We start from the raw sequence: 22,128 nt of genomic DNA on the forward strand, positions 1-22,128 counted from the left end.
GCTCCTTTATTTGCGGTGTTTTTCATGCACAGACGTCAGCTTCTCAATCTGCTGCTGGTCAGCCCTCTGTTCACCTTTCCATTGGGGGCGTTTGCCACACAGATTCGTAATGCGCGCTTGTGGCGCTCCGACGACAAACTGCGGCTGGTGTTCGACCTCAGCGGCCCGGTGCAATACAAGACCTTCTCCCTGACGTCGCCGGAGCGCGTGATCATCGACCTGAGCGGCGCCGGGCTCAGTGGTGACTTCTCTCAGTTGGCGTTGAAGAACAGCGGGATTACTTCGATTCGTTCGGGGCATTTCGGCAAGAGCGATACGCGCATCGTGCTGGACCTGGCCTCGCCGATGCAGCTCAACAGCTTTCTATTGCCGCCGCAGGATGGCCAAGGCCATCGGCTGGTGCTCGACCTGACCAGCGCCACCCACGCGCCGCGCCAGATTGCAGCGCAGCCGGCGCCTTTAGTCGCCCCAGTCGACAAGGCCCATCCCAAGCGCGACATCATTGTGGTGGTCGACCCCGGCCACGGCGGCAAAGACCCTGGCGCCATCGGCTCCAAGGGCCAGCGCGAAAAAGACGTGGTGCTGTCCATCGCCCAACTGCTGGCCAAACGCTTGAAGCGCGAGAAGGGCTTTGACGTGAAGCTGGTGCGCAACGACGACTTCTTCGTGCCGCTGCGCAAGCGCGTGGACATTGCCCGTCAGCACAAGGCCGATATGTTTATCTCGGTGCATGCCGACGCCGCGCCACGGCTCACCGCGTCGGGCGCTTCGGTGTATGCGTTGTCGGAAGGCGGCGCCACCTCCGCCACCGCGCGCTTTATGGCGCAACGCGAAAACGGCGCCGACCTGCTGGGCGCCACCACCTTGCTCAACCTCAAGGACAAGGACCCGATGCTGGCTGGGGTGATTCTCGATATGTCGATGAACGCCACCATCGCCTCCAGCCTGCAGCTGGGCAGCTCGGTGTTGGGCAGCCTGCAAAGCATCACCACGCTGCACCAGAAACGCGTGGAGCAAGCCGGGTTTGCGGTGCTTAAATCACCCGACGTGCCGTCGATCCTGGTGGAAACCGGGTTTATCTCCAACACGCAGGACGCCCAGCGGCTGGTGACGGCGCGTCATCAACAAGCCGTGGCGGATGGGCTGTTCGACGGCCTGAAAAAATACTTCGAGAAGAACCCGCCGATGAACAGCTACATGGCTTGGGTTCAGGAACAGAAGAGCGGCCAGGTCTAACAGCCGGCTATGCGGCTGCACGTGAACTTGGCGCTGGCGCCACCCGAACTGGAAAACCGGTTGATGGTGGTCCAGCCCACGCGGCGCGTGTAGCCGACCCACGCCTCACCATCGGACGCCAACCCGGTAAAGAACGTCAGCTGCCCGTAGCGACTGCTGGTCTGTGCCCAATAGCGTTTGCCGATCACTTCAAAACCGCGCAAATACGTGGTGCTGCCAACCGTCGCCACGCTGTAGGCGTTGCCCAGCGGGTCTACACAGGCCAGCAAGTTGGCGCTGCGCGTGCAGTTCGCCAACAGGCTCGGCGTTTGCGCGCAGGCAGTGCCTGCCACGCCCAGTAACAGGGCACACACCAGGGTTTTCATAGCGCCTCTCGGGCAAGAAAGTGTTCCAGCATTGCGCCCTTCGTCGTGGCGAGCAAGCGGGGATTGGCTTATTTGTATTGTTATACTATAACATTAAAACACAGCCTGACCCGTGAACCGCTTCCCATGACTGAACAAGACCTTCTGGCCCAACCGCCCGCCGACTACATGAATGACGCTCAGCAAGGTTTCTTCCGAACACTGTTGCTGAACCAGCGCGATGAATTGCAGGCGCGTATCGAGGCCGAATTTTTGCTGCTGCGCGAGCAGGAAACCAACAGCGACCTGGCCGACATCGGCAGCGCCGAAGAGCAGCGCCAATGGCAGCTGCGCCTACTGGAGCGTGAAAAAAAGCTCTTGGACAAGATCGACGATGCCATCGAACGGCTGGCCCGCGGCGAATACGGCTGGTGCCGCGAAACCGGCGAGCCCATCGGCCTGCAACGCCTGCTGCTGCGGCCCACCGCCACCCTGTGTATCGAAGCCAAAGAACGTGAAGAGCTGCGCGAACGCCATAAACGGGCGATTTGACCGGCCAACCCTGATGAGGACTACCTGATGACCAATCGCCTTCCCGTTACCGTGCTGTCCGGCTTCCTCGGCGCCGGTAAAAGCACGCTGCTCAACTACGTTCTGCGCAACCGCGAAAACCTGCGGGTGGCGGTGATCGTCAACGACATGAGTGAAATCAATATCGACGGCAGCGAGGTGCAGCGTGACGTCACCCTGAATCGCTCCGAAGAAAAACTGGTCGAGATGAGCAACGGCTGCATCTGCTGCACCTTGCGTGAAGACTTGCTGGAAGAGGTTACAAAGCTCGCCAAGGAAGGTCGCTTCGATTACCTGTTGATCGAATCCACCGGCATTTCCGAGCCGCTGCCCGTGGCCGAGACCTTCACGTTTCGTGATGAAAACGAGCAAAGCCTGGCCGATATCGCACGCCTGGACACCATGGTCACCGTGGTCGACGGCATGAACTTTCTGCTCGATTACCAAGCTGCCGAAAGCCTTGCTTCCCGGGGTGAAACCCTGGGCGAAGACGACGAGCGCTCCATCACCGATTTGCTGATCGAGCAGATCGAATTCGCCGACGTGATCCTGATCAGCAAGATCGACCTGATCAGCAGCCGCGAACGCGAGGAGTTGATGGCCATCCTTGAGCGCCTCAATGCGCAGGCGGAAATCATCCCGATGGTGATGGGCGAAGTGCCGCTGAACAAGATCCTCAACACCGGCCGCTTCGACTTCGAACGCGCAGCGCAAGCGCCAGGCTGGCTGCAGGAGTTGCGCGGTGAACACGTGCCGGAAACCGAAGAATATGGCATCGCCTCCACCGCTTACCGCGCGCGTCGCCCGTTTCATCCGCAACGCTTCTTCGACTTTATCGACCGCCCTTGGGTGAACGGCAAACTGCTGCGCTCCAAGGGTTTTTTCTGGCTGGCGAGCAAGCATCAGGATGCGGGCAGTTGGTCCCAGGCCGGCGGCTTGATGCGCCATGGCTTTGCCGGGCGCTGGTGGCGTTTTGTGCCGAAAAGCCAGTGGCCGCAAGACGAAGAAAGCGTGGCGGCGATCATGGGCAACTGGCAATTGAGCACCGGCGACTGCCGCCAGGAGTTGGTGTTTATCGGGCAAAACATCGACTTCGCGCAGATGCGCGCCGAGCTGGACGCCTGCTTGCTTAATGATGAAGAAATGGCCCTGGGCGTCGAAGGCTGGCGCCAGTTGGCCGACCCCTTTGGCCCTTGGTATGAGCAGGTAGCCTGATGCTGGCCCCGGTAATTCCCTTACGCCCGGTGATCCGGCAGACCCGTGGTGAAACCCCGCTGGCGCTGTCGGACATCCTCGAAAACGACGTCAACCTGGCGCTGTGGCAGCGCCAGTTGCCCCTGCATATCGCAGAATTCGGCGCCTTGCTGGTGGCGCTCAATGAACCGTTGGCGGATTCCAGGGTGATTGAACTCGAGAATGAGGACGCTGTGCCGAATTTGCAGGGGTTGGCGTCCAGTTGCCACGATCTTGAAGGCTACGAGGGTTTTATCGCCGATGTGTCCTGGCTGGTCAGCGCGTTTGCGTGCTTGCTCGGCGCCAAGCGCATTGGCGTGCGTTTGCGGCTGTTGGACAAGGCCATGTGCCCGCGTTTTCACGTCGACCATGTGCCGGTTCGGCTGATCACCACCTACGCTGGCATCGGCAGCCAGTGGCTGCGCGAAGGCGTGATGGACCGGCGTAAACTCAGCCAGCCCGACGCGGAACCCACCGAGTGTATCGAGCAGGTCCACTGCGGCGAAGTGGCCCTGCTCAAGGGCACAAAATGGCACGGCAACGAGAACCATGGCTTGATCCATCGCTCACCCGCGCTCAAGGCCGACGAGCGCCGGTTGATCCTGACGCTGGATTGGCTTGCATAACCGCGTAGGATCAAGCGCTCTACCCGGTCAGATGATGCCCCGATGCTGCAGAACATTCCCACTCACGTGATTGCCGGGCCTTTGGGCGCCGGCAAGACCAGCCTGATCAAACACCTGCTGGCCCAACGCCCGGCCAACGAGCGCTGGGCCGTGTTGATCAATGAGTTCGGGCAAATCGGCCTGGACGCCGCATTACTCACACAGGACGGCGACGGCATTGCCCTGGGCGAAGTGGCCGGTGGCTGCTTGTGCTGTGTGAATGGTGCACCGTTCCAGGTAGGGCTTGGCCGCCTGCTGCGTAAGGCCAAGCCGGATCGGCTGTTTATCGAGCCTTCAGGCTTGGGTCACCCGGCGCAGTTGCTCAAGCAATTGCGCGAGGCGCCATGGCAGGGCGTGCTCGCGGTTCAGCCGTGTGTGTTGGTATTGGATGCCCAAGCGTTGGCAGCGGGCAGAGCATTGCCGCAAGCACAGCAGGAAGCGCTGGCCAGCGCCGGTTTGCTGGTACTGAACAAAGATGAAGCGTTGGATGCCTCACAGCGCCAGGCCATAGAACAGCAACTGCCTGCTTGCCCGATTTACTGGACCCGCCAGGCGCACTTGCCGCTGACGCAATTGCCCGGCCTGGATGCACAGGCTGGCGCAGCTGTGGATAACTTCGACGTACCTGAAGGCCTGGCACAGATGCCGGCGATCTGGACGGATCCTGCGTTGCCCATTTGCTTGAGCCAGGCTCAGGAAGATGGCTGGAGCATTGGTTGGCGCTGGCACCCGAGCCAGTCATTCGACATTGCGCGCCTGCACCGCTGGCTGTCAGGCCTTGAATGGCGCCGTGCCAAGCTGGTTATCCACAGCGGCGATACCTGGGTGTCGGCTAACGCTGTGGATAATAGTCCACTCACCTGGCAACCCAGCGAGTGGCGCCGCGATTCACGTATTGAATTGATTTTCAGCCAGCCACAGGACGTGGCTGGGCTACAGATCGCGCTGGCCGCCTGCCGTCAGTGACGGGTCTTGCTGGCGTGGTCCTGGCGCCATTGGCTCAGCTCGATGACTTCGGCGCTGGGCAGCGGCGTCTTGATCTCGAACGGGTAGGGCGCCAACTCGATCTGCGCGCTGTGGGCGCCGAACTGAGTGATAGTCCCAGGATGACGGGCTTCGCCGGTCACGGTGAACTCAAAGTTATAAATGCGCGCCAAGCGGCGCCGACCATTGGCATCTTTCACAAAACCGATGCGTTTGAGCGCCACTGCGCCGTCGAGCAGTTCGATATCGAGCTTGGCGCAATGCTGCTTGACCCGCTCCAGCGCCTTTTCGCGCAGGCCGTGGTTGTGCCACACCCAGGCGGCACCGGTCGCCAACAGCATCAACACGAAGATGTTTCCCAGGGTCAGCATGCGATGAACTCCAACAAAGTGAGAGCAGCTTAACTGTGTCGCTGGTCTGTCGTACAGGCTGCGTTTAGTCGCATACTGCGCGGCCAGAATTCTAACGGCTTTACGGAAATCTCCCGCATGAAACGCACACCTCATCTGCTTGCGATCCAGTCTCATGTGGTCTTTGGCCACGCCGGAAACAGCGCCGCCGTGTTCCCCATGCAGCGGGTCGGGGTGAACGTCTGGCCGCTGAACACGGTGCAGTTCTCCAATCACACTCAGTATGGCCAGTGGGCGGGGGAAGTGCTGGCGCCGCAGCAAATTCCGGCGCTGGTAGAAGGCATTGCCGCGATTGGCGAGCTGGGTAACTGCGACGCGGTGCTGTCCGGCTACTTGGGCAGTGCCGATCAGGGCCGCGCGATTTTGACCGGCGTGGCACGTATCAAGGCCATTAACCCTAAAGCCCTGTACCTGTGCGACCCCGTCATGGGCCATCCGGAAAAGGGTTGCATCGTGCCTCAGGAAGTCAGCGATTTCCTGCTGGACGAGGCGGCGGCCATGGCGGATTTCCTGTGCCCTAATCAGCTGGAGCTAGATAGCTTTGCCGGGCGCAAACCGCAATCGCTGTTCGATTGCCTGGCGATGGCCAAGGCGCTGCTGGCCCGTGGGCCGAAGGCGGTATTGGTCAAACACCTGGATTACCCGGGCAAGTTGCCGGAGGGTTTCGAGATGCTACTGGTTACCGCTGAAGGCAGCTGGCACTTGCGTCGGCCGTTGCTGGCGTTCCCGCGTCAGCCGGTGGGTGTGGGCGACCTGACGTCGGGGTTGTTCCTGGCGCGTGTGCTGTTGGGTGACAGCCTGTTGGCAGCCTTCGAGTTCACCGCCGCAGCGGTGCATGAAGTGCTGCTGGAAACCCAGGCCTGCACCAGTTACGAGCTGGAGCTGGTGCGGGCTCAGGATCGAATCGCGCATCCGCGTGTGCGCTTCGAAGCAACACCCATCTGCCTGTAAGCACACAAAACCCAATGTGGGAGCTGGCTTGCCTGCGATGACGGTGTGTCAGGCGACAAAGATGTCGACTGTCAGGCCGTCATCGCAGGCAAGCCAGCTCCCACATTCGATTGGGTTTACAGCTCGGGACTTACGGCCCGTCGGCCTTGATTTCCTGGTAACGCTTCTCCAGCTCCTGACGGATCTGCCGGCGTTGCTGCGCCTGTACAAACCGGCGCTTGTCTTCGCTGTTCTGCGGCTGCAGCGGCGGTACGGCGGCGGGTTTGCGCTGGTCGTCCACGGCCACCATGGTGAAGAAGCAGCTGTTGGTATGGCGCACCGAGCGCTCGCGGATGTTTTCGGTCACCACCTTGATGCCCACTTCCATCGATGTGTTGCCGGTGTAGTTGACCGAGGCCAGGAAGGTCACCAGCTCGCCGACATGAATCGGCTCGCGAAAAATCACCTGGTCGACCGACAGCGTGACCACATAACGGCCCGCGTAACGGCTCGCGCAGGCGTAGGCCACTTCGTCGAGGTACTTGAGCAGGGTGCCGCCGTGCACATTGCCTGAGAAGTTGGCCATGTCAGGGGTCATCAATACCGTCATCGACAGCTGGGCGTTTCCGGGTTCCATAGCACACTCACGGGTTGTAGGCATTGGTTGGGGGACACCTCTACGGGTGCTGGAATCTTTACAGCGCACTCCCTAACGGGACGCCAATGGGCGGCTTGCCGTCACGCGAACACCGATCTGTTTCCATATATTGCACCGGCTTTCTGCCGGAAGTCGCGGTGTTAACCTTCAAAAGCCCATCTCAGGGCATTTCTTACGATCAAGGCAGACTTTTCCTTCCGCGCTTCGCGACTGTCCAAGGGCGCGTGCGGAAGTGGGAAAAGCGCCAGTACCCTCAAGGAGCCCCTCGCCATGCACGCCATCAGCTTTATCCAGGACTTGGCCGTGATCATGTTGGTGGCAGGGGTTGTCACCATCCTGTTTCACCGCCTCAAGCAGCCGGTGGTGCTGGGCTATATCGTCGCCGGGTTCATCATCGGCCCTCACACGCCGCCGTTCGGCCTGATCCACGACGAAGACACCATCAAGACCCTGGCTGAGCTGGGGGTGATCTTCCTGATGTTTTGCCTGGGCCTGGAGTTCAGCCTGCGCAAGTTGTTCAAGGTCGGCGCCACGGCGTTTATCGCGGCCTTCCTGGAAATCATCCTGATGATCTGGATCGGCTACGAGATCGGCCGCTGGTTTGACTGGAACACCATGGATTCGCTGTTCCTCGGCGCCATTCTGGCGATCTCTTCGACCACCATCATCGTCAAGGCACTCAATGACCTGAAGATGAAGAACCAGCGTTTTGCCCAGCTGATTTTTGGCGTGCTGATCGTCGAGGACATCCTGGGCATCGGCATCATTGCCCTGCTGTCGAGCATCGCGGTCAGCGGCACGGTGAGTTCCGGCGAGGTGTTCTCCACGGTCGGCAAGCTGTCGCTGTTCATGATTGTGGCGTTGGTGATCGGCATTTTGCTGGTGCCGCGCCTGCTGGCCTATGTGGCCAAGTTTGAAAGTAACGAGATGCTGCTGATCACCGTGTTGGGCCTGTGTTTCGGCTTTTGCCTGCTGGTGGTCAAGCTCGAATACAGCATGGTGCTGGGCGCGTTCCTGATCGGCGCGATCATGGCCGAATCTCGCCAGCTGATTAAAATTGAACGCCTGATCGAACCGGTTCGCGACATGTTCAGCGCGATCTTCTTTGTCGCCATCGGCTTGATGATCGACCCGCAGATCCTGCTGCAGTACGCCTGGCCAATCGCGGTGATTACCGTGGCGGTAGTGCTGGGCAAAATGCTGTCCTGCGGCCTCGGTGCGTTTATTGCCGGCAATGATGGCCGCACCTCACTGCGCGTGGGCATGGGGCTGTCACAGATTGGCGAGTTTTCCTTCATCATCGCCGCGCTGGGGATGACCTTGCAGGTGACCAGTGACTTCCTCTATCCGGTGGCGGTGGCGGTTTCGGCGATTACCACACTGCTCACGCCGTACCTGATTCGTGGCGCTGACCCGTTGTCGTTGAAGATTGCCGCGGTAATGCCCAAGCGCATGAGCCGGGTGTTCGGTATGTATGGCGAATGGTTGCGCAGCATTCAGCCTCAAGGTGAGGGCGCGATGCTGGCGTCGATGATTCGCAAGATCATCCTGCAAGTGGGCGTGAACCTGGCATTGGTGATCGCGATCTTCTTTGCCGGCAGCTTCTTCGCGGCGCGCATTGGCGGGTATCTGGAAGGCTGGGTCAATGATCCGAGCTGGCAGAAGGCATTGATCTGGGGTGGGGCGTTGCTGCTGTCGCTGCCGTTTCTGATTGCGGCGTACCGCAAGCTCAAGGCGCTGTCGATGTTGCTGGCGGAGATGAGTGTGAAACCGGAGATGGCCGGGCGGCATACTCAGCGTGTGCGACGGGTGATCGCGGAGCTGATCCCGATCCTGTCGCTGTTGGTGATCTTCCTGCTATTGGCAGCCTTGTCGGCCAGTATATTGCCGACCAACAAGTTGCTGGTACTGATTGCCGTGGTCACGGCGGCGGTGGCGGCGGTGCTCTGGCGGTGGTTCATCCGCGTGCATACGCGGATGCAGGTCGCCTTGCTGGAGACCCTGGATAACCACAAAGATACGCCGGAGCACTGATGTCATTGTGGCGAGGGAGCTTGCTCCCGCTGGACTGCGCAGCAGCCCTGAAACAGTCACCTCGCCACACCTGGATAAACGCGTTGCCCTGGTTGGGGCTGCTTCGCAGCCCAGCGGGAGCAAGCTCCCTCGCCACAAAAGCGGGGTCACCTAAGGTTTTGGGACTCAGCTTTCCAGCCAGACGTCCCGCGCCCAGTGCCACACCGATTCCCAGGTTTCTTCGGTGACCAGTTCCTCTTCGCCCGACCACAGCACCACAGTGCCGTCTTCTTCGACGCAGTAGTAGTCATCGCCGTCCTGGCAGATCGGGATCATGCTACGGTCAACACCGGCGTCCCAGGCGTTGGCGGCAACGTCCGGCAGGTAGGTATGGGACTGCGGGTCGGTGACGGTCACCGGTTCCAGGCTGCCGTACACCACATCGCTGACGGTCAACAGGAATTCACGGAAGACAAACGGGATGTCGATGAACAGTTGTTCCTCGATTTCCACCAGTTGGTCTTCGTCAGGCAGCTCCAGAGGAACCGGGACCGGTTCGTTGGCTTCACGCAATTGTTCGATGATTTCTTCCACGGCCGGGATCCTCTTGCTAGTTGGCGCGGTTAATAGGGCGTTTTATACAGTAGCTCGCTATAAGTGCAACCGCGAAATAGAAAACCCCGGAACATGTCCGGGGTTTTTATTACCAAGTGCTCAAGCGTGCGGTTATCAGCCGTTCTGGCGGATACCGGCGACCAGCCAAGGCTGGTTCTCGCCTTGCGGGCGTTCCATGTTCCAGCTTTCGCTGAACACTTCGCCCTGGTCGAAGCGCGAGGTCTTCGACACACCGCTGAAGGTCAGGGTGGCGATGGTCTTGTCGGCGCGATCATCCACACCGTCCAGCTGCACGCGCAGGTCGTCGATGTAAGTCGACTGGAACGCATCGCCGATTTCGGCCCGTTCGCGCTTGAGGAACTCCAGCAGTTGCGGGGTTACGAACTCGGCGATCTTGTCCATTTCGTTGGCGTCCCAGTGCTGCTGCAGGGACTGGAAGTGGCTGCGGGCCGCTTCGACGAAACGTTCTTCGTTGAACCAGGCCGGTGCATTGATCACCGGACGAGCGGCAGCAGGCGCGGCCGAACCACCGAAGATCGAGCCCATGGCTGGTTTTTGCTCGAACACTTCACGCTGCATCGGCGCGCCGGCTGGAGCCAGGTGCTCCTGCTGCTTGCGTCGACGGGCGGCGATAAAGCGGAAGATCACAAAGGCGATGACGGCCAGGATCAGGATGTCGAAGATCTGCATGCCCTGGAAGCCGCCGCCCATGAACATGGAAGCGAGCAGGCCACCGGCGGCGATACCGGCCAGAGGGCCTAACCAGCGCGAAGCACCGCCGGCCTTGGCGGCGGCGCCGGCAGCACCGGCTGCGCCTGCGGTCGCGGCTGCGCCACCGGCGGAAGGAACCATTTGGCTGGTCTGGTGAGTCGGCGCCGAGCCCATGCTTTTGCCGCCACCGAAGCGCTTGGCGTTGGCGTCGAGGCTCATCGTCAGGCCGATGCACAACGCCATGGCGATGCTAAGAAATCGTTTCATAAAGGGAATTCCCATTTGTGGATTGCACGCGCGCCATGTTGCACAGGTGTCGTGACAGTGGCTAGCGACATAATGTTTCGGGCTTTTGCGTAAGACCGATTCAGAATGGCCTGTAGGACTTATCTCAGATATTGGCCCGTACTGCTTAAAAACAAGGGAGGGCCAACAACCTTCATGTAACGCGAAGTTTCATCAGGAGGGCGATGTGTGGCGAGGGAGCTGGCTCCCGCTGGGCTGCGAAGCAGCCCAATCAGGCAAACGCGGTCTAGCTGATACATCGCAGCGGCGCAAAATGGGAGCGCTTCGCGCTCCAGCGGGAGCAAGCTCCCTCGCCACAGACGATCGTCAGATTGCTTCGAGCTTCGCGTAACCCATCATCAGCCACTTGCTGCCTTCGGCGAAATTCACCTGCACCCGTGCCTGGGCGCCAGCGCCTTCGAAGTTAAGGATTACACCCTCACCGAAGATCGCATGCTTGACCTGCTGGCCAAGGCTGAAGGGCGTTTCCGGAATCTCGGAACCGGCGAACATGCTGCTGGAGTTCTGCTGCTGGCCGCCGCCGAACGGTCGGCTGACGCTGTTGGACAAGCGCACTTCCTGGATCAGACCTTTCGGCACTTCACGTACGAAGCGCGACACCTTGTTGTAGGTCTCGCTGCCGTACAAACGTCGGGTCTCGGCGTAGGTCATCACCAGGTTCTGCATGGCGCGGGTGATGCCCACGTAGGCCAGGCGGCGTTCTTCCTCAAGGCGGCCGGGCTCTTCCAGGCTCATCTTGTGCGGGAACAGACCTTCTTCCATGCCCACCAGGAACACATACGGAAATTCCAGGCCCTTGGCACTGTGCAAGGTCATCAGCTGGATGCTGTCTTCATGCTCATCGGCCTGGGTATCACCGGCTTCGAGCGACGCATGGCCGAGGAAGGCGGCGAGCGGCGTCAGCTCTTCATCTTCCTCGGTGTTTTCGAATGCGCGGGCCGCGCTGACCAGTTCCTCAAGGTTTTCTACCCGGGCCTGGCCTTTTTCGCCTTTTTCCGCTTCGTGATAGGCGATCAGCCCGGACTGCTCGATCACGGTCTGGGTCATCAAGTGCAGCGGCATTTCTGCGCACTTGGCCGCCAGGTTCTCGATCAACTCGACAAACACACCCAACGCCCCGGCAGCACGCCCGGTCAGGCCCTTGTTGGCGATCAGCAGGCGCATGGATTCCCACATCGACACATCGGCGTGGCGGGCGTGGTCGCGAATCGCCTCAACGGTTTTCTCACCGATGCCACGCGCCGGGATATTGATCACCCGCTCCAGCGCCGCATCGTTGCCACGGCCTTCCAGCAAGCGCAGGTAAGCCATGGCGTTCTTGATTTCGGCACGTTCGAAGAAGCGCTGGCCGCCATAGATGCGGTAAGGAATGCGCTCGCGCAGCAAGGCTTCTTCCAGTACCCGCGACTGGGCGTTGGAGCGGTACAGAATCGCGATATCGCTGCGCGCCAGGCCGGTTTTCAACGCGCTTTCGATGGTTTCCACCACGTAGCGCGCTTCGTCGTGTTCATTGAACGCGGCGTACAGGTTGATCGCTTCGCCTTCGCCGCCGTCGGTCCACAGTTCTTTGCCCATGCGCCCGGTGTTGTTGGCGATCAAGGCGTTGGCGGCCTTGAGGATGCCGGCGGTGGAGCGGTAGTTCTGTTCCAGGCGGATGGTGATCGCGTCCGGGAAATCGTCGGAATACTGGTAGATGTTCTCGATTTTCGCGCCGCGCCAGCCGTAGATCGACTGGTCGTCGTCGCCCACCACCATCAAGCTGTCGCCGCCCTTGGCCAGCAGGCGCAACCAGGCGTACTGCACGGCGTTGGTGTCCTGGAACTCGTCCACCAGAATGTGCCGGAAGCGTTTCTGGTAATGGGCCAGCAAGCCGGGGTTGTCGCGCCACAGGTCGAGGGCGCGCAACAGCAACTCGGAGAAGTCGATCACGCCGGCGCGCACGCAGGCGGCCTCGTAGGCTTCATAAATGCTGCGCATGGTGGCCAGGAACAAATCGCCGCTGGCCTGGATATGTTGCGGGCGCAGGCCTTCGTCTTTCTGGCCGTTGATAAACCATTGCGCCTGACGCGCCGGCCAGCGTTGCTCGTCCAGGCCCAGCTCGCGGATCACCCGCTTGACCAGGCGTTGCTGGTCATCGCTGTCGAGAATCTGGAAGGTCTGGCTCAACCCTGCTTCCTGCCAGTGCGCCCGCAACAGGCGGTGCGCCAGGCCGTGGAAGGTGCCCACCCACATGCCGGCCGGGCTGATGCCCATCAGTTGCTCGATGCGGTGGCGCATCTCGGCAGCGGCCTTGTTGGTGAAGGTCACCGACAGGATGGAGTGCGGGGACGCGTTTTCGACCTGGATCAACCAGGCGATACGGTGCACCAGCACTCGGGTTTTACCGGAGCCAGCACCGGCCAGGACCAACTGACGGCCAACGGGGGCTGCGACAGCCTGGCGTTGGGCATCGTTGAGGGAGTTCAGCAAAAGGGAGAGATCATCGCGCATCGGCGCATTCTAGGGTGCTGCGGGGAGTCGGGCAAATCCCAATGCCGGGTGGTCGATACAAAACATTCCGGGCGATCCTGGCCACGCAAACATTCTGCTGGCGGTGATGACCGGTTGGTCATGGCCCACAGCCCGCGCACTGTCTAGCTCAAGCGCTTTGGCCGCGAAGTTTGCGGGTAAAAACCGTGGGGTTTTTATGACTTGGAGCAGTTTGGCCCAAGCGCTTGCTTGTGTATGCTCCGTCCACGTTTCGGGCTCACCATTATAAGAACACTGCCTATGACCCTCAGTCCCGACCTGTTTGGCCCCTCGGTGGCGCCCGCGCAGGTCATCCGTAAACATTACGCAACCGAGATGGCGGTCGAACGCACTCGCCTGTTGTATCAAGGCTCGTTGCTGCCGACGTTATTGATGCTGGTCAACGGCCTGGTCTGCGCCTGGTTGCTGTGGAACCCCAAGCAATACCTGTTGGACAGCATCTGGCTGGTCTGGCTGCTCGCCCTGGTGGCCCTGCGTGTGATCCAGGTGGCGGCGTTCGATTCGGCGATGCCCAGCCGCCAGGCCCTACCGATCTGGCGGCGCATGTTCATGCTCGGCTCGGCGGTCAGTGGCTTGACCCTGGCCACCGCCGCCATCGCTTTGGTGCCGGCGGACAGCTTTATGCAGCAGGCCTGGGTGTTCGGCCTGATCGGCGCCGCAACGCTGTCGGCCAGCGTTGCCTATGCCGTGAGTTTGCCGGCGTTCCTGTCCTTTGCCGTGCCGTGTCTGGTGCCGGCCATTGTCTATCTGTTCTGGAACGGCACTGCGCAGCAACAAGGTTGGGGCGTGCTTGGCCTGATCCTGCTCGCGTCTTTGAGCCTGGTGGCCTGGCAGGTCAACCGCCTGATCCAGCGCGGCTTGTTGCGACGCTTTCAGAACCAGGCGCTGATCGAGCATCTGCAGCAGGCGCAGCAACGCAGTGAACAGTTGAATCAGGAACTGGTGCGCGAAGTCGGCCAACGTCGCCAGGCCGAACAGGAATTACGCGACGCCCAAATCGGCCTGCAAGACCGCGTGACGCAACGCAGCCAGGAGCTGGACGCCGCCAGCCTGGCCCTGAATAAAAGTGAAGCGCGCCTGGCCATGGCCCTGCAAGCCAGTGAGTTGGGCCTGTGGGACTGGAACCTGCAAACCGACGAGGTGCATCACACTCAGCTCAAAGAGTTGTTTGGCCTGGAGCCGGAGTACGTCACGGCGATGCTCAGCCACCTCAAGCCGCGCCTGCACCCCGAAGACCTGCCGCTGCTCAAGCGCGCGCTGGTGGAGCACCTCAAGGGGCGCAGCGAGGATTACCAGGTGGAATACCGCGTGCGCCATGGCGACGGCCATTGGGTGTGGATCGAAGACCGTGGCCGTGCTGTGGAGCGCACGCCCGGCGGCCGCGTCACGCGCATGCTCGGTACGCGCCGCGACATCAGCGCCGACAAGGCCTTGGAGGAACAGCAACGCCTGGCCTCGACGGTGTTCGAAGCGGCCAGCGAAGGCATCGTGATTCTGGACCCCGAGTACGTGCTGATCGCCGTTAACCAGGCCTTCAGCCGCGTCACCGGCTTTGAAATCGACGACATGATCGGCCGCAATGTCGTCGAACTGCCCAGCAGCCGTGACGCCCGCCGCCACTTCCCGGTGATTCGCCAGGCCCTGCTCAGCCATGGCACCTGGCAGGGCGAGTTGGTGGAAACACGCAAGAACGGCGAGCTGTACCCGCAGTGGCTGCAATTGAATGTAGTGCGCGATGCTCGGGGAAAAGTCAGCCACATTGTGGGCTTCTTCGCCGATCTATCCGCGCGGCGTGAATCCGAGGAGCGTATGCGCTACCTCACTCACTATGACGAGCTGACGGGCCTGGCCAACCGTTCGCTGTTTCGCGAACGCCTGCGTGAGGCGCATGCGCGGGTGCGGCAGGGCGGGCGCAGCCTGGCGCTGCTGCACATCAACCTGGACCGCTTCAAGCTGCTCAACGACAGCCTCGGCCATGAAGTCGCCGACCAACTGTTGCAGAAAATGGCCCGCCGCCTGATCAATGCCTTGCCCGAAGCCGACACCATCGCACGCCTGTCCGGTGATGAGTTTGCCGTGCTGTTCGATGCCTATGGCAGCCTGTCGAGCCTGGCACGGGTGGCCACGCGGCTGCTCGCCAAGTTGCGGGTGCCGGTGGCGGTGGAGGGGCATGAGCTGGTGGTCAGCGCCTCAATGGGCGTCAGTTTGCTGCCGGACAATGCGCGGGAAATTTCTGCGCTGGTCAGCCAATCCAACATGGCCATGCAACACGCCAAGCATTTGGGCGGCAACAATTTCCAGTTCTACACCGACAGCCTGCAAGCCAGCACGCTGGAGCGTTTGCAGCTGGAAAACCACCTGCGCAAGGCTATCGACGAGCGCCAGCTCACGGTGTTCTACCAACCGAAACTGTGCCTGGCCACGGGCAAGCTGAACGCCGCCGAGGCGCTGGTGCGCTGGGAGCATCCGCAGTGGGGCATGGTGCCGCCGGGGGACTTTATCGGCTTGGCCGAGGAAACCGGTCTGATCGTGCCACTGGGCGAATTCGTGCTGCGCCAGGCGTGCTGGCAGGCGTGCGAGTGGCAGCGCCAGGGGCTGGCGCCGATCCGCGTGTCGGTAAACCTTTCCGTGCATCAGTTGCGCCAGGGCAAGTTGGTCAGCCTGGTGCGCCAGGTGCTCGAAGAAACCGGCCTGGACCCGCAATACCTGGAGCTGGAGCTGACCGAAAGCCAACTGCTCGACAGCGTTGAGCACATCATCGCGACCTTCCAGCAATTGCGCGATTTGGGCGTGAAGTTGGCCATCGATGACTTTGGCACCGGGTATTCGTCCCTCAGCTATCTCAAACGCATCCCCGTGGATTACGTGAAGATCGACCAGACGTTTATCCGGGGGCTTGGCCAGGGCCGGGAAGATGCGGCCATCACTCGCGCAATCATCGCCATGGCCCACGGGCTGGCGCTCAAGGTGGTGGCCGAAGGTGTGGAAGACCAGCAGCAGCTGGATTTCCTGCGCGGCGAACGCTGCGATGAAGTACAGGGTTACTTGATCAGTCGGCCGATGGCCGCTGAAGGGTTGGCAGATTTATTACGAAAAAATGCAGACTTTCCTTAAAGACCGCCACGCCGCCCCTATGGCTACAAGGCGGCTGCCCGCTGATTCAAAGGGCATCAGGGCGATTTAGTGATGCATCGGGCGGGCAAAACGGTAATTCTTGTAGTATAACTACAAGCTTGCTACATCCCTGGCGTCTGCCAATAACAAGAGTCCTGCCCTTTGAACCTGTTGCAACATATCGCCCAGTCGCGCCACCTGTTACGCAAATCGGAACTCAAGGTTGCCGATCACGTGCTGCTTGACCCTGCGGCCGTGATGCACAGTTCCATGGCCGACCTGGCCCACAGCGTGGGCATCAGTGAGCCGACCATCGTGCGCTTTTGCCGTGCCATCGGTTGTTCCGGGTTCCAGGACTTGAAACTCAAGCTGGCGCAAAGCCTGGCGGCCGGTGCGAGCTTCGGGCAGTTTGCGATCCATGAAGACGACTCCGTGGCCGACTACAGCCTGAAAATCTTCGACACCACCTTGCACACGCTGATGGAGGTGCGCGAGAAGCTCGATCCGGTTGAGCTGCAAAAGGCCGTGACCGCCATGTCCCAGGCCCAGCGCGTAGAGTTTTATGGTTTTGGTGCATCCGGTGCCGTCGCCGCTGATGCCCAGCACAAATTCTTCCGCCTGCTGCTCACTGCCGCGGCCTACAGCGACCCGCACATGCAGGCGATGTCGGCGGTGACCTTGAAGCCGACCGACGTGGCCATCTGCATTTCCCAGTCCGGGCGCTCCAAAGACCTGCTGATCACCGCCAACCTGGTGCGTGAAAGCGGCGCTTCGTTGATTACCCTGTGCCCGAGCCAGACGCCGTTGGCGGAGCTGTCCACGGTCAACCTGGCGATCGACGTGCACGAAGACACCGAGATCTATACGCCGCTGACCTCGCGTATTGCGCATCTGGTGGTGATCGACGTGTTGGCGATGGGCGTGGCCATGGCGCGCGGGCCGAGCCTGGTCAACCACCTCAAGAGTGTGAAGCGCAGCTTGCGCAGCCTGCGGTTGTCGCCCAAGTCCGTCAAAGCCCTCGACGACTGATTCGAGGTCGTCCTCGGTCAAATGTGGGAGCTGGCTTGCCTGCGATGGCTGTGTATCAGTCGCCGCCCACCGCTATCGCAGGCAAGCCAGCTCCCACAGTGGTACTGCGCTGATGCTGGAAGATTCATCGTCCTGTAACCCTCGCGCCGCCAAACCGTCATCCCTTGCGCCCATTCTGTACTCCCCGTACTCGCATTGGGAGACTCGAAATGGCCCGGCACTACGAAGACAGCAGCACCGTCAAAACCCGTCGTCAGCAAGAAGACCAGCGCCGCATGGCGTTCCGTCGCGCAATCGAAGACCGCTGCGAGGAGCGCCAACTGCTCCAGAGCATCAGTGACTACCCGGAACTCCACTGGCAGGCACCCGCGGCTGCCCAGCGAAACGCTCAGCCAGCGCGCTGATCTGTACGCGTTCGCTGCGTATAAAGCCCAGGAACGCATGGGCCACCGGTGACAGGCGTTTGGCTTTGGCCTGTACCAGGCACCAACTGCGGTACAGCGGCAGCTCTTCCACCGGCAGCTCCTTGAGCCCGCCGGTGGCCAGCTCCAGGTTGACTGCGTGGCGCGTCAGCAACGCCACGCCCAACCCTGCGCTGACGCACTCACGCTGCGCCTCGGCCGAGGCCACTTCCACCGTCTGGGTGAAGTGCACGCGTTTTTCCTTGAAGTACTCCTCGCAGGCCAGCCGCGTGCCGGAACCTGGTTCGCGGATGAGCAGCGTGTAGGGTTCCAGGTCTTGAAGGCGCAGCGGCCCTTGCAGGCTCAGCGGGTGATCGAGCGGCGCCACGGCGACAATCGGGTTGTTCAGGAACGGCAGAAATTCCAGGCCCATGTCCTGAGGCACCATGGACATGATCACCAGGTCATCGCGGTTATCCGACAGCCTGCGAATCACCTGGGCGCGGTTGACCACCGTGAGGTGCAACTGCACTTCGGGATGCTGGCGTTTGAAGGCGGCAAACAGGTGCGGGACGAAATATTTGGCGCTGGATTCGATCGCCAGTTTCAGTTGGCCCTGCAACGAACCCTGCATGTCCGACAACTGCATATCGAGGTTTTCCAGGCGCCCGAAAATGTCCCGGCTGGCGCGCTGCAAAGCCTCGGCGGCTTCAGTCATGTAGAGCTTTTTGCCGACGTAATCGAACAGCGGCTGGCCGATCAGCTCTTCAAGCTGGCGAATTTGCAGGCTCACGGCGGGTTGGGTAAGAGACATTTCCTCGGCTGCGCGGCTGTAGGAGCGTAAATCACACACTTCATTGAAGATCTGCAATTGACGCAATGTCATACGCATCAATGACTTACGCATTATTTAAATCCTCTCGCCCTGGGCCGTCCGGCCAACTATAAGTCTTTACTTATACACAACCCAATAATTATTGATTTTTGTTAATCCTCCGGTGCGCATAGTGTGTGTCTCGCGACTGTCATGAAACATTTGGTCACGCGCCGACCCGGATCCAACGGGTCGTAGAACGCAGCAATCGGCTCAAGGGAATTTCCAAGTGATAAAAAAGATCCTGATCGCCAACCGTGGTGAAATTGCCGTACGAATCGTGCGTGCCTGCGCCGAGATGGGCATTCGCTCGGTCGCGGTTTACTCGGACGCCGACCGCCACGCGTTGCACGTTAAACGTGCCGACGAAGCCCACAGCATTGGTGCCGAGCCGCTGGCCGGTTACCTGAACCCGCGCAAGCTGGTGAACCTGGCCGTGGAAACCGGTTGTGACGCCTTGCACCCAGGCTATGGTTTCCTGTCGGAAAACGCCGAATTGGCAGACATCTGCGCCGAGCGCGGGATCAAGTTCATCGGCCCGTCGGCCGAAGTGATCCGCCGCATGGGCGACAAGACCGAAGCGCGCCGCAGCATGATCAAGGCCGGTGTGCCGGTCACGCCGGGCACCGAAGGCAACGTCGCCGATATCGCCGAAGCCCTCACCGAAGGCGACCGCATTGGTTACCCGGTGATGCTCAAGGCCACCTCCGGTGGTGGCGGTCGCGGCATCCGTCGCTGCAACAGTCGCGAAGAACTTGAACAAGCCTTCCCCCGGGTTATTTCCGAGGCCACCAAAGCCTTCGGTTCGGCGGAAGTGTTCCTGGAAAAATGCATCGTCAATCCCAAGCACATCGAGGCGCAGATCCTCGGTGACAGCTTTGGCAACGTGGTGCATCTGTTCGAGCGCGATTGCTCGATCCAGCGGCGTAACCAGAAGCTGATTGAAATTGCCCCCAGCCCGCAACTGACCCCGGAACAGCGCGCCTACATCGGTGACCTGTCGGTGCGCGCCGCCAAGGCCGTGGGTTACGAGAACGCCGGCACCGTGGAGTTCCTGCTCGCCGAGGGCGAGGTGTACTTCATGGAGATGAACACCCGCGTGCAGGTGGAGCACACCATCACCGAAGAAATCACCGGCATCGACATCGTGCGTGAGCAGATCCGCATCGCGTCGGGCCTGCCGCTGTCGGTGAAACAGGAAGACATTCAGCACCGTGGTTTCGCGTTGCAGTTCCGCATCAACGCCGAAGACCCGAAGAACAACTTCCTGCCAAGTTTCGGCAAGATCACCCGTTACTACGCGCCCGGCGGTCCCGGCGTGCGCACCGACACGGCGATCTACACCGGCTATACCATCCCGCCGTTCTACGATTCCATGTGCCTGAAACTGGTGGTGTGGGCGTTGACCTGGGAAGAAGCCATGGACCGCGGCCTGCGTGCCCTGGACGACATGCGCCTGCAAGGCGTGAAGACCACCGCCGCCTACTACCAGGAAATCCTGCGCAACCCGGAATTTCGCAGCGGCCAGTTCAACACCAGTTTCGTGGAAAGCCACCCTGAGCTGACCAACTACTCGATCAAGCGCAAACCCGAAGAGCTGGCCCTGGCCATCGCCGCCGCCATCGCCGCCCACGCAGGCCTGTGAGGAATACAACAATGTCCAAGACTCCTGTTTCCAAAAAAATATTCGTAACCGATACCATCCTGCGCGACGCCCACCAATCGCTGCTGGCGACCCGCATGCGCACCGATGACATGCTGCCGATCTGCGACAAGCTCGACAAAGTCGGCTACTGGTCCCTGGAAGTCTGGGGCGGCGCGACCTTCGACGCCTGCGTGCGTTTCCTCAAGGAAGACCCGTGGGAGCGCCTGCGCAAACTGCGCGCCGCGTTGCCTAACACACGCCTGCAAATGCTGCTGCGTGGCCAGAACCTGCTGGGCTACCGCCACTACAGTGACGACGTGGTCAAAGCCTTCGTCGCCAAGGCTGCTGTGAATGGCATCGACGTGTTCCGCATTTTCGACGCCATGAATGACGTGCGTAACCTGCGTGTGGCTATCGAAGCGGTCAAAGCTGCCGGCAAACATGCCCAGGGCACCATCGCCTACACCACCAGCCCGGTGCACACCATCGAGGCATTCGTGGCCCAGGCCAAGCAAATGGAAGCCATGGGTTGTGACTCGGTGGCGATCAAGGACATGGCCGGCTTGCTGACCCCGTACGCCACCGGCGAACTGGTCAAGGCGTTGAAGGCCGAGCAAAGCCTGCCGATTTTCATCCATTCGCATGACACCGCTGGCCTGGCTGCGATGTGCCAACTCAAGGCGATCGAAAACGGTGCCGACCATATCGACACCGCCATTTCCAGCTTCGCTTGGGGCACCAGCCACCCGGGCACCGAGTCGATGGTCGCAGCCCTTAAAGGCAGCGAATTCGACACGGGCCTGAGCCTGGAACTGCTGCAGGAAATTGGCCTGTACTTCTACGCCGTGCGCAAGAAGTACCACCAGTTCGAAAGCGAATTCACCGCCGTCGACACCCGCGTGCAAGTCAACCAGGTGCCGGGCGGGATGATTTCCAACCTGGCCAACCAGTTGAAAGAGCAGGGCGCACTCAACCGCATGAGCGAAGTGCTGGCCGAAATCCCGCGTGTGCGTGAAGACCTCGGCTTCCCGCCGCTGGTCACACCGACCTCGCAGATCGTCGGCACCCAGGCGTTCTTCAACGTGCTGGCCGGCGAGCGCTACAAGACCATCACCAACGAAGTGAAGCTCTACCTGCAAGGCGGCTACGGCAAGGCGCCGGGCACCGTGAACGAGAAGCTGCGTCGCCAGGCCATTGGTAGCGAAGAGGTGATCGACCATCGCCCGGCCGACCTGCTCAAGCCGGAGATGACCAAGCTGCGCGGCGAAATCGGCGCATTGGCCAAGTCCGAAGAAGACGTGCTGACCTACGCCATGTTCCCGGACATCGGGCGCAAGTTCCTCGAAGAACGTGACGCCGGCACCCTCACACCTGAAGTGCTGTTGCCGATCCCCGAAGCCGGCGGTGTAGCCCGTGCCGGTGGCGAAGGCGTGCCGACCGAGTTCGTCATCGACGTGCACGGTGAAAGCTACCGTGTGGACATTACCGGTGTCGGCGTGAAAGCCGAAGGCAAGCGCCACTTCTACCTGTCCATCGACGGCATGCCCGAAGAAGTGGTGTTCGAACCGCTCAACGAGTTTGTCAGCAGCGGCGGCAGCAAGCGCAAGCATGCAACCGAGCCGGGCCATGTCAGCACGGCGATGCCGGGCAACATCGTCGACGTGTTGGTCAAGGAAGGCGACGTGGTCAAAGCCGGCCAGGCGGTGCTGATTACCGAAGCCATGAAGATGGAAACCGAAGTGCAGGCAGCGATTGCCGGCAAGGTAACCGCCGTTCATGTGGCCAAGGGCGACCGGGTCAACCCTGGCGAAATCCTGATTGAAATCGAAGGCTGATCCCGCCTTCGACACTACCGCTTAAT

Annotated in this window: 19 protein-coding genes; 12 read left to right on the top strand and 7 right to left on the bottom strand. The window is 60.9% G+C overall.

Annotation, left to right across the window (positions count from 1 at the left end; all coding sequences use genetic code 11):
* The first annotated feature begins 24 nt into the window (after positions 1-24).
* The gene (locus QF043_RS29035; RefSeq protein WP_065932047.1) at positions 25-1,236 is read left to right on the top strand and encodes an N-acetylmuramoyl-L-alanine amidase; all 1,212 of its coding nucleotides are present in this window, start codon (positions 25-27) and stop codon (positions 1,234-1,236) included.
* Here the strand turns inward: QF043_RS29035 and QF043_RS29040 are convergent.
* The gene (locus QF043_RS29040) at positions 1,233-1,601 is read right to left on the bottom strand and encodes a hypothetical protein (protein ID WP_056860913.1); all 369 of its coding nucleotides are present in this window, start codon (positions 1,599-1,601) and stop codon (positions 1,233-1,235) included. The genes QF043_RS29035 and QF043_RS29040 overlap by 4 nt on opposite strands.
* Before the next feature lie 126 nt (positions 1,602-1,727).
* On the opposite strand from QF043_RS29040, the gene dksA reads away from it, so the two are divergent.
* Genes dksA through QF043_RS29060 form a run of 4 tightly spaced genes read left to right on the top strand, consistent with a single transcriptional unit; the run spans position 1,728 to position 5,014 of the window.
* Positions 1,728-2,132, top strand: a complete 405-nt coding sequence (dksA, locus tag QF043_RS29045) for an RNA polymerase-binding protein DksA (protein ID WP_307421116.1) — start codon at positions 1,728-1,730, stop codon at positions 2,130-2,132.
* Positions 2,133-2,159: 27 nt separating this feature from the next.
* On the top strand, positions 2,160-3,365 hold the full coding sequence (zigA, locus tag QF043_RS29050; RefSeq protein WP_058421083.1) for a zinc metallochaperone GTPase ZigA: 1,206 nt from the start codon (positions 2,160-2,162) through the stop codon (positions 3,363-3,365).
* Entirely contained in the window at positions 3,365-4,009 is a 645-nt protein-coding gene (locus QF043_RS29055) for a DUF1826 domain-containing protein (protein ID WP_307421117.1), read from the top strand. The genes zigA and QF043_RS29055 overlap by 1 nt, the downstream gene beginning before the upstream one ends.
* A 42-nt stretch (positions 4,010-4,051) precedes the next feature.
* Positions 4,052-5,014 (top strand): GTP-binding protein, encoded by a 963-nt coding sequence (locus QF043_RS29060; RefSeq protein WP_307421118.1) that lies wholly within the window; start codon positions 4,052-4,054, stop codon positions 5,012-5,014.
* Here the strand turns inward: QF043_RS29060 and QF043_RS29065 are convergent.
* Complete coding sequence (locus QF043_RS29065) at positions 5,008-5,403, bottom strand: DUF3301 domain-containing protein (RefSeq protein WP_058421086.1); 396 nt, start codon at positions 5,401-5,403, stop codon at positions 5,008-5,010. The genes QF043_RS29060 and QF043_RS29065 overlap by 7 nt on opposite strands.
* Positions 5,404-5,520: 117 nt before the next feature.
* Here QF043_RS29065 and pdxY point away from each other — a divergent pair, with 117 nt between their 5' ends.
* Positions 5,521-6,393: a pyridoxal kinase PdxY gene (gene pdxY, locus QF043_RS29070; RefSeq protein WP_307421119.1), complete on the top strand. Its 873-nt coding sequence runs from the start codon at positions 5,521-5,523 to the stop codon at positions 6,391-6,393.
* A 130-nt stretch (positions 6,394-6,523) separates the two neighbouring features.
* Here pdxY and QF043_RS29075 read toward each other — a convergent pair whose 3' ends face one another.
* Positions 6,524-7,009: an acyl-CoA thioesterase gene (locus QF043_RS29075; RefSeq protein WP_003213461.1), complete on the bottom strand. Its 486-nt coding sequence runs from the start codon at positions 7,007-7,009 to the stop codon at positions 6,524-6,526.
* A 291-nt stretch (positions 7,010-7,300) separates the two neighbouring features.
* Between QF043_RS29075 and QF043_RS29080 the strand changes: the two genes are divergently transcribed.
* Positions 7,301-9,064 carry a cation:proton antiporter gene (locus QF043_RS29080; RefSeq protein WP_307421120.1) on the top strand — a complete coding sequence of 588 codons (1,764 nt, stop codon included), beginning with the start codon at positions 7,301-7,303 and terminating at the stop codon, positions 9,062-9,064.
* Between the two features lie 165 nt (positions 9,065-9,229).
* Here the strand turns inward: QF043_RS29080 and QF043_RS29085 are convergent, their stop codons facing one another.
* The 3 genes from QF043_RS29085 to uvrD all read right to left on the bottom strand — a co-directional run bounded on the left by QF043_RS29085 (position 9,230) and on the right by uvrD (position 13,165).
* The gene (locus QF043_RS29085) at positions 9,230-9,637 is read right to left on the bottom strand and encodes an SMI1/KNR4 family protein (protein WP_017739032.1); all 408 of its coding nucleotides are present in this window, start codon (positions 9,635-9,637) and stop codon (positions 9,230-9,232) included.
* A 135-nt stretch (positions 9,638-9,772) separates the two neighbouring features.
* The gene (locus QF043_RS29090; RefSeq protein WP_307421121.1) at positions 9,773-10,636 is read right to left on the bottom strand and encodes a Tim44 domain-containing protein; all 864 of its coding nucleotides are present in this window, start codon (positions 10,634-10,636) and stop codon (positions 9,773-9,775) included.
* Between the two features lie 345 nt (positions 10,637-10,981).
* Positions 10,982-13,165: a DNA helicase II gene (gene uvrD, locus QF043_RS29095; protein WP_176992479.1), complete on the bottom strand. Its 2,184-nt coding sequence runs from the start codon at positions 13,163-13,165 to the stop codon at positions 10,982-10,984.
* Between the two features lie 279 nt (positions 13,166-13,444).
* Here uvrD and QF043_RS29100 point away from each other — a divergent pair, with 279 nt between their 5' ends.
* The 3 genes from QF043_RS29100 to QF043_RS29110 all read left to right on the top strand — a co-directional run bounded on the left by QF043_RS29100 (position 13,445) and on the right by QF043_RS29110 (position 17,751).
* Positions 13,445-16,318, top strand: coding sequence for a bifunctional diguanylate cyclase/phosphodiesterase (locus QF043_RS29100; RefSeq protein WP_307421122.1), 2,874 nt, complete (start codon positions 13,445-13,447; stop codon positions 16,316-16,318).
* Between the two features lie 162 nt (positions 16,319-16,480).
* Complete coding sequence (hexR, locus tag QF043_RS29105) at positions 16,481-17,347, top strand: transcriptional regulator HexR (protein ID WP_003177007.1); 867 nt, start codon at positions 16,481-16,483, stop codon at positions 17,345-17,347.
* Positions 17,348-17,556: 209 nt separating this feature from the next.
* Entirely contained in the window at positions 17,557-17,751 is a 195-nt protein-coding gene (locus tag QF043_RS29110; protein WP_017135775.1) for a PA3496 family putative envelope integrity protein, read from the top strand.
* On the opposite strand, the gene QF043_RS29115 is transcribed toward QF043_RS29110, so the two are convergent.
* Positions 17,681-18,655: a LysR family transcriptional regulator gene (locus tag QF043_RS29115; protein WP_200431049.1), complete on the bottom strand. Its 975-nt coding sequence runs from the start codon at positions 18,653-18,655 to the stop codon at positions 17,681-17,683. The genes QF043_RS29110 and QF043_RS29115 overlap by 71 nt on opposite strands.
* Positions 18,656-18,851: 196 nt before the next feature.
* Here QF043_RS29115 and QF043_RS29120 point away from each other — a divergent pair, with 196 nt between their 5' ends.
* The gene (locus tag QF043_RS29120; protein ID WP_003213442.1) at positions 18,852-20,267 is read left to right on the top strand and encodes an acetyl-CoA carboxylase biotin carboxylase subunit; all 1,416 of its coding nucleotides are present in this window, start codon (positions 18,852-18,854) and stop codon (positions 20,265-20,267) included.
* A gap of 11 nt (positions 20,268-20,278) precedes the next feature.
* The gene (gene oadA / locus QF043_RS29125) at positions 20,279-22,102 is read left to right on the top strand and encodes a sodium-extruding oxaloacetate decarboxylase subunit alpha (RefSeq protein ID WP_056860900.1); all 1,824 of its coding nucleotides are present in this window, start codon (positions 20,279-20,281) and stop codon (positions 22,100-22,102) included.
* Positions 22,103-22,128 lie beyond the last annotated feature (26 nt).

The organism is Pseudomonas sp. W3I7 (genome assembly GCF_030816095.1).
Lineage (GTDB): Bacteria > Pseudomonadota > Gammaproteobacteria > Pseudomonadales > Pseudomonadaceae > Aquipseudomonas > Aquipseudomonas salomonii.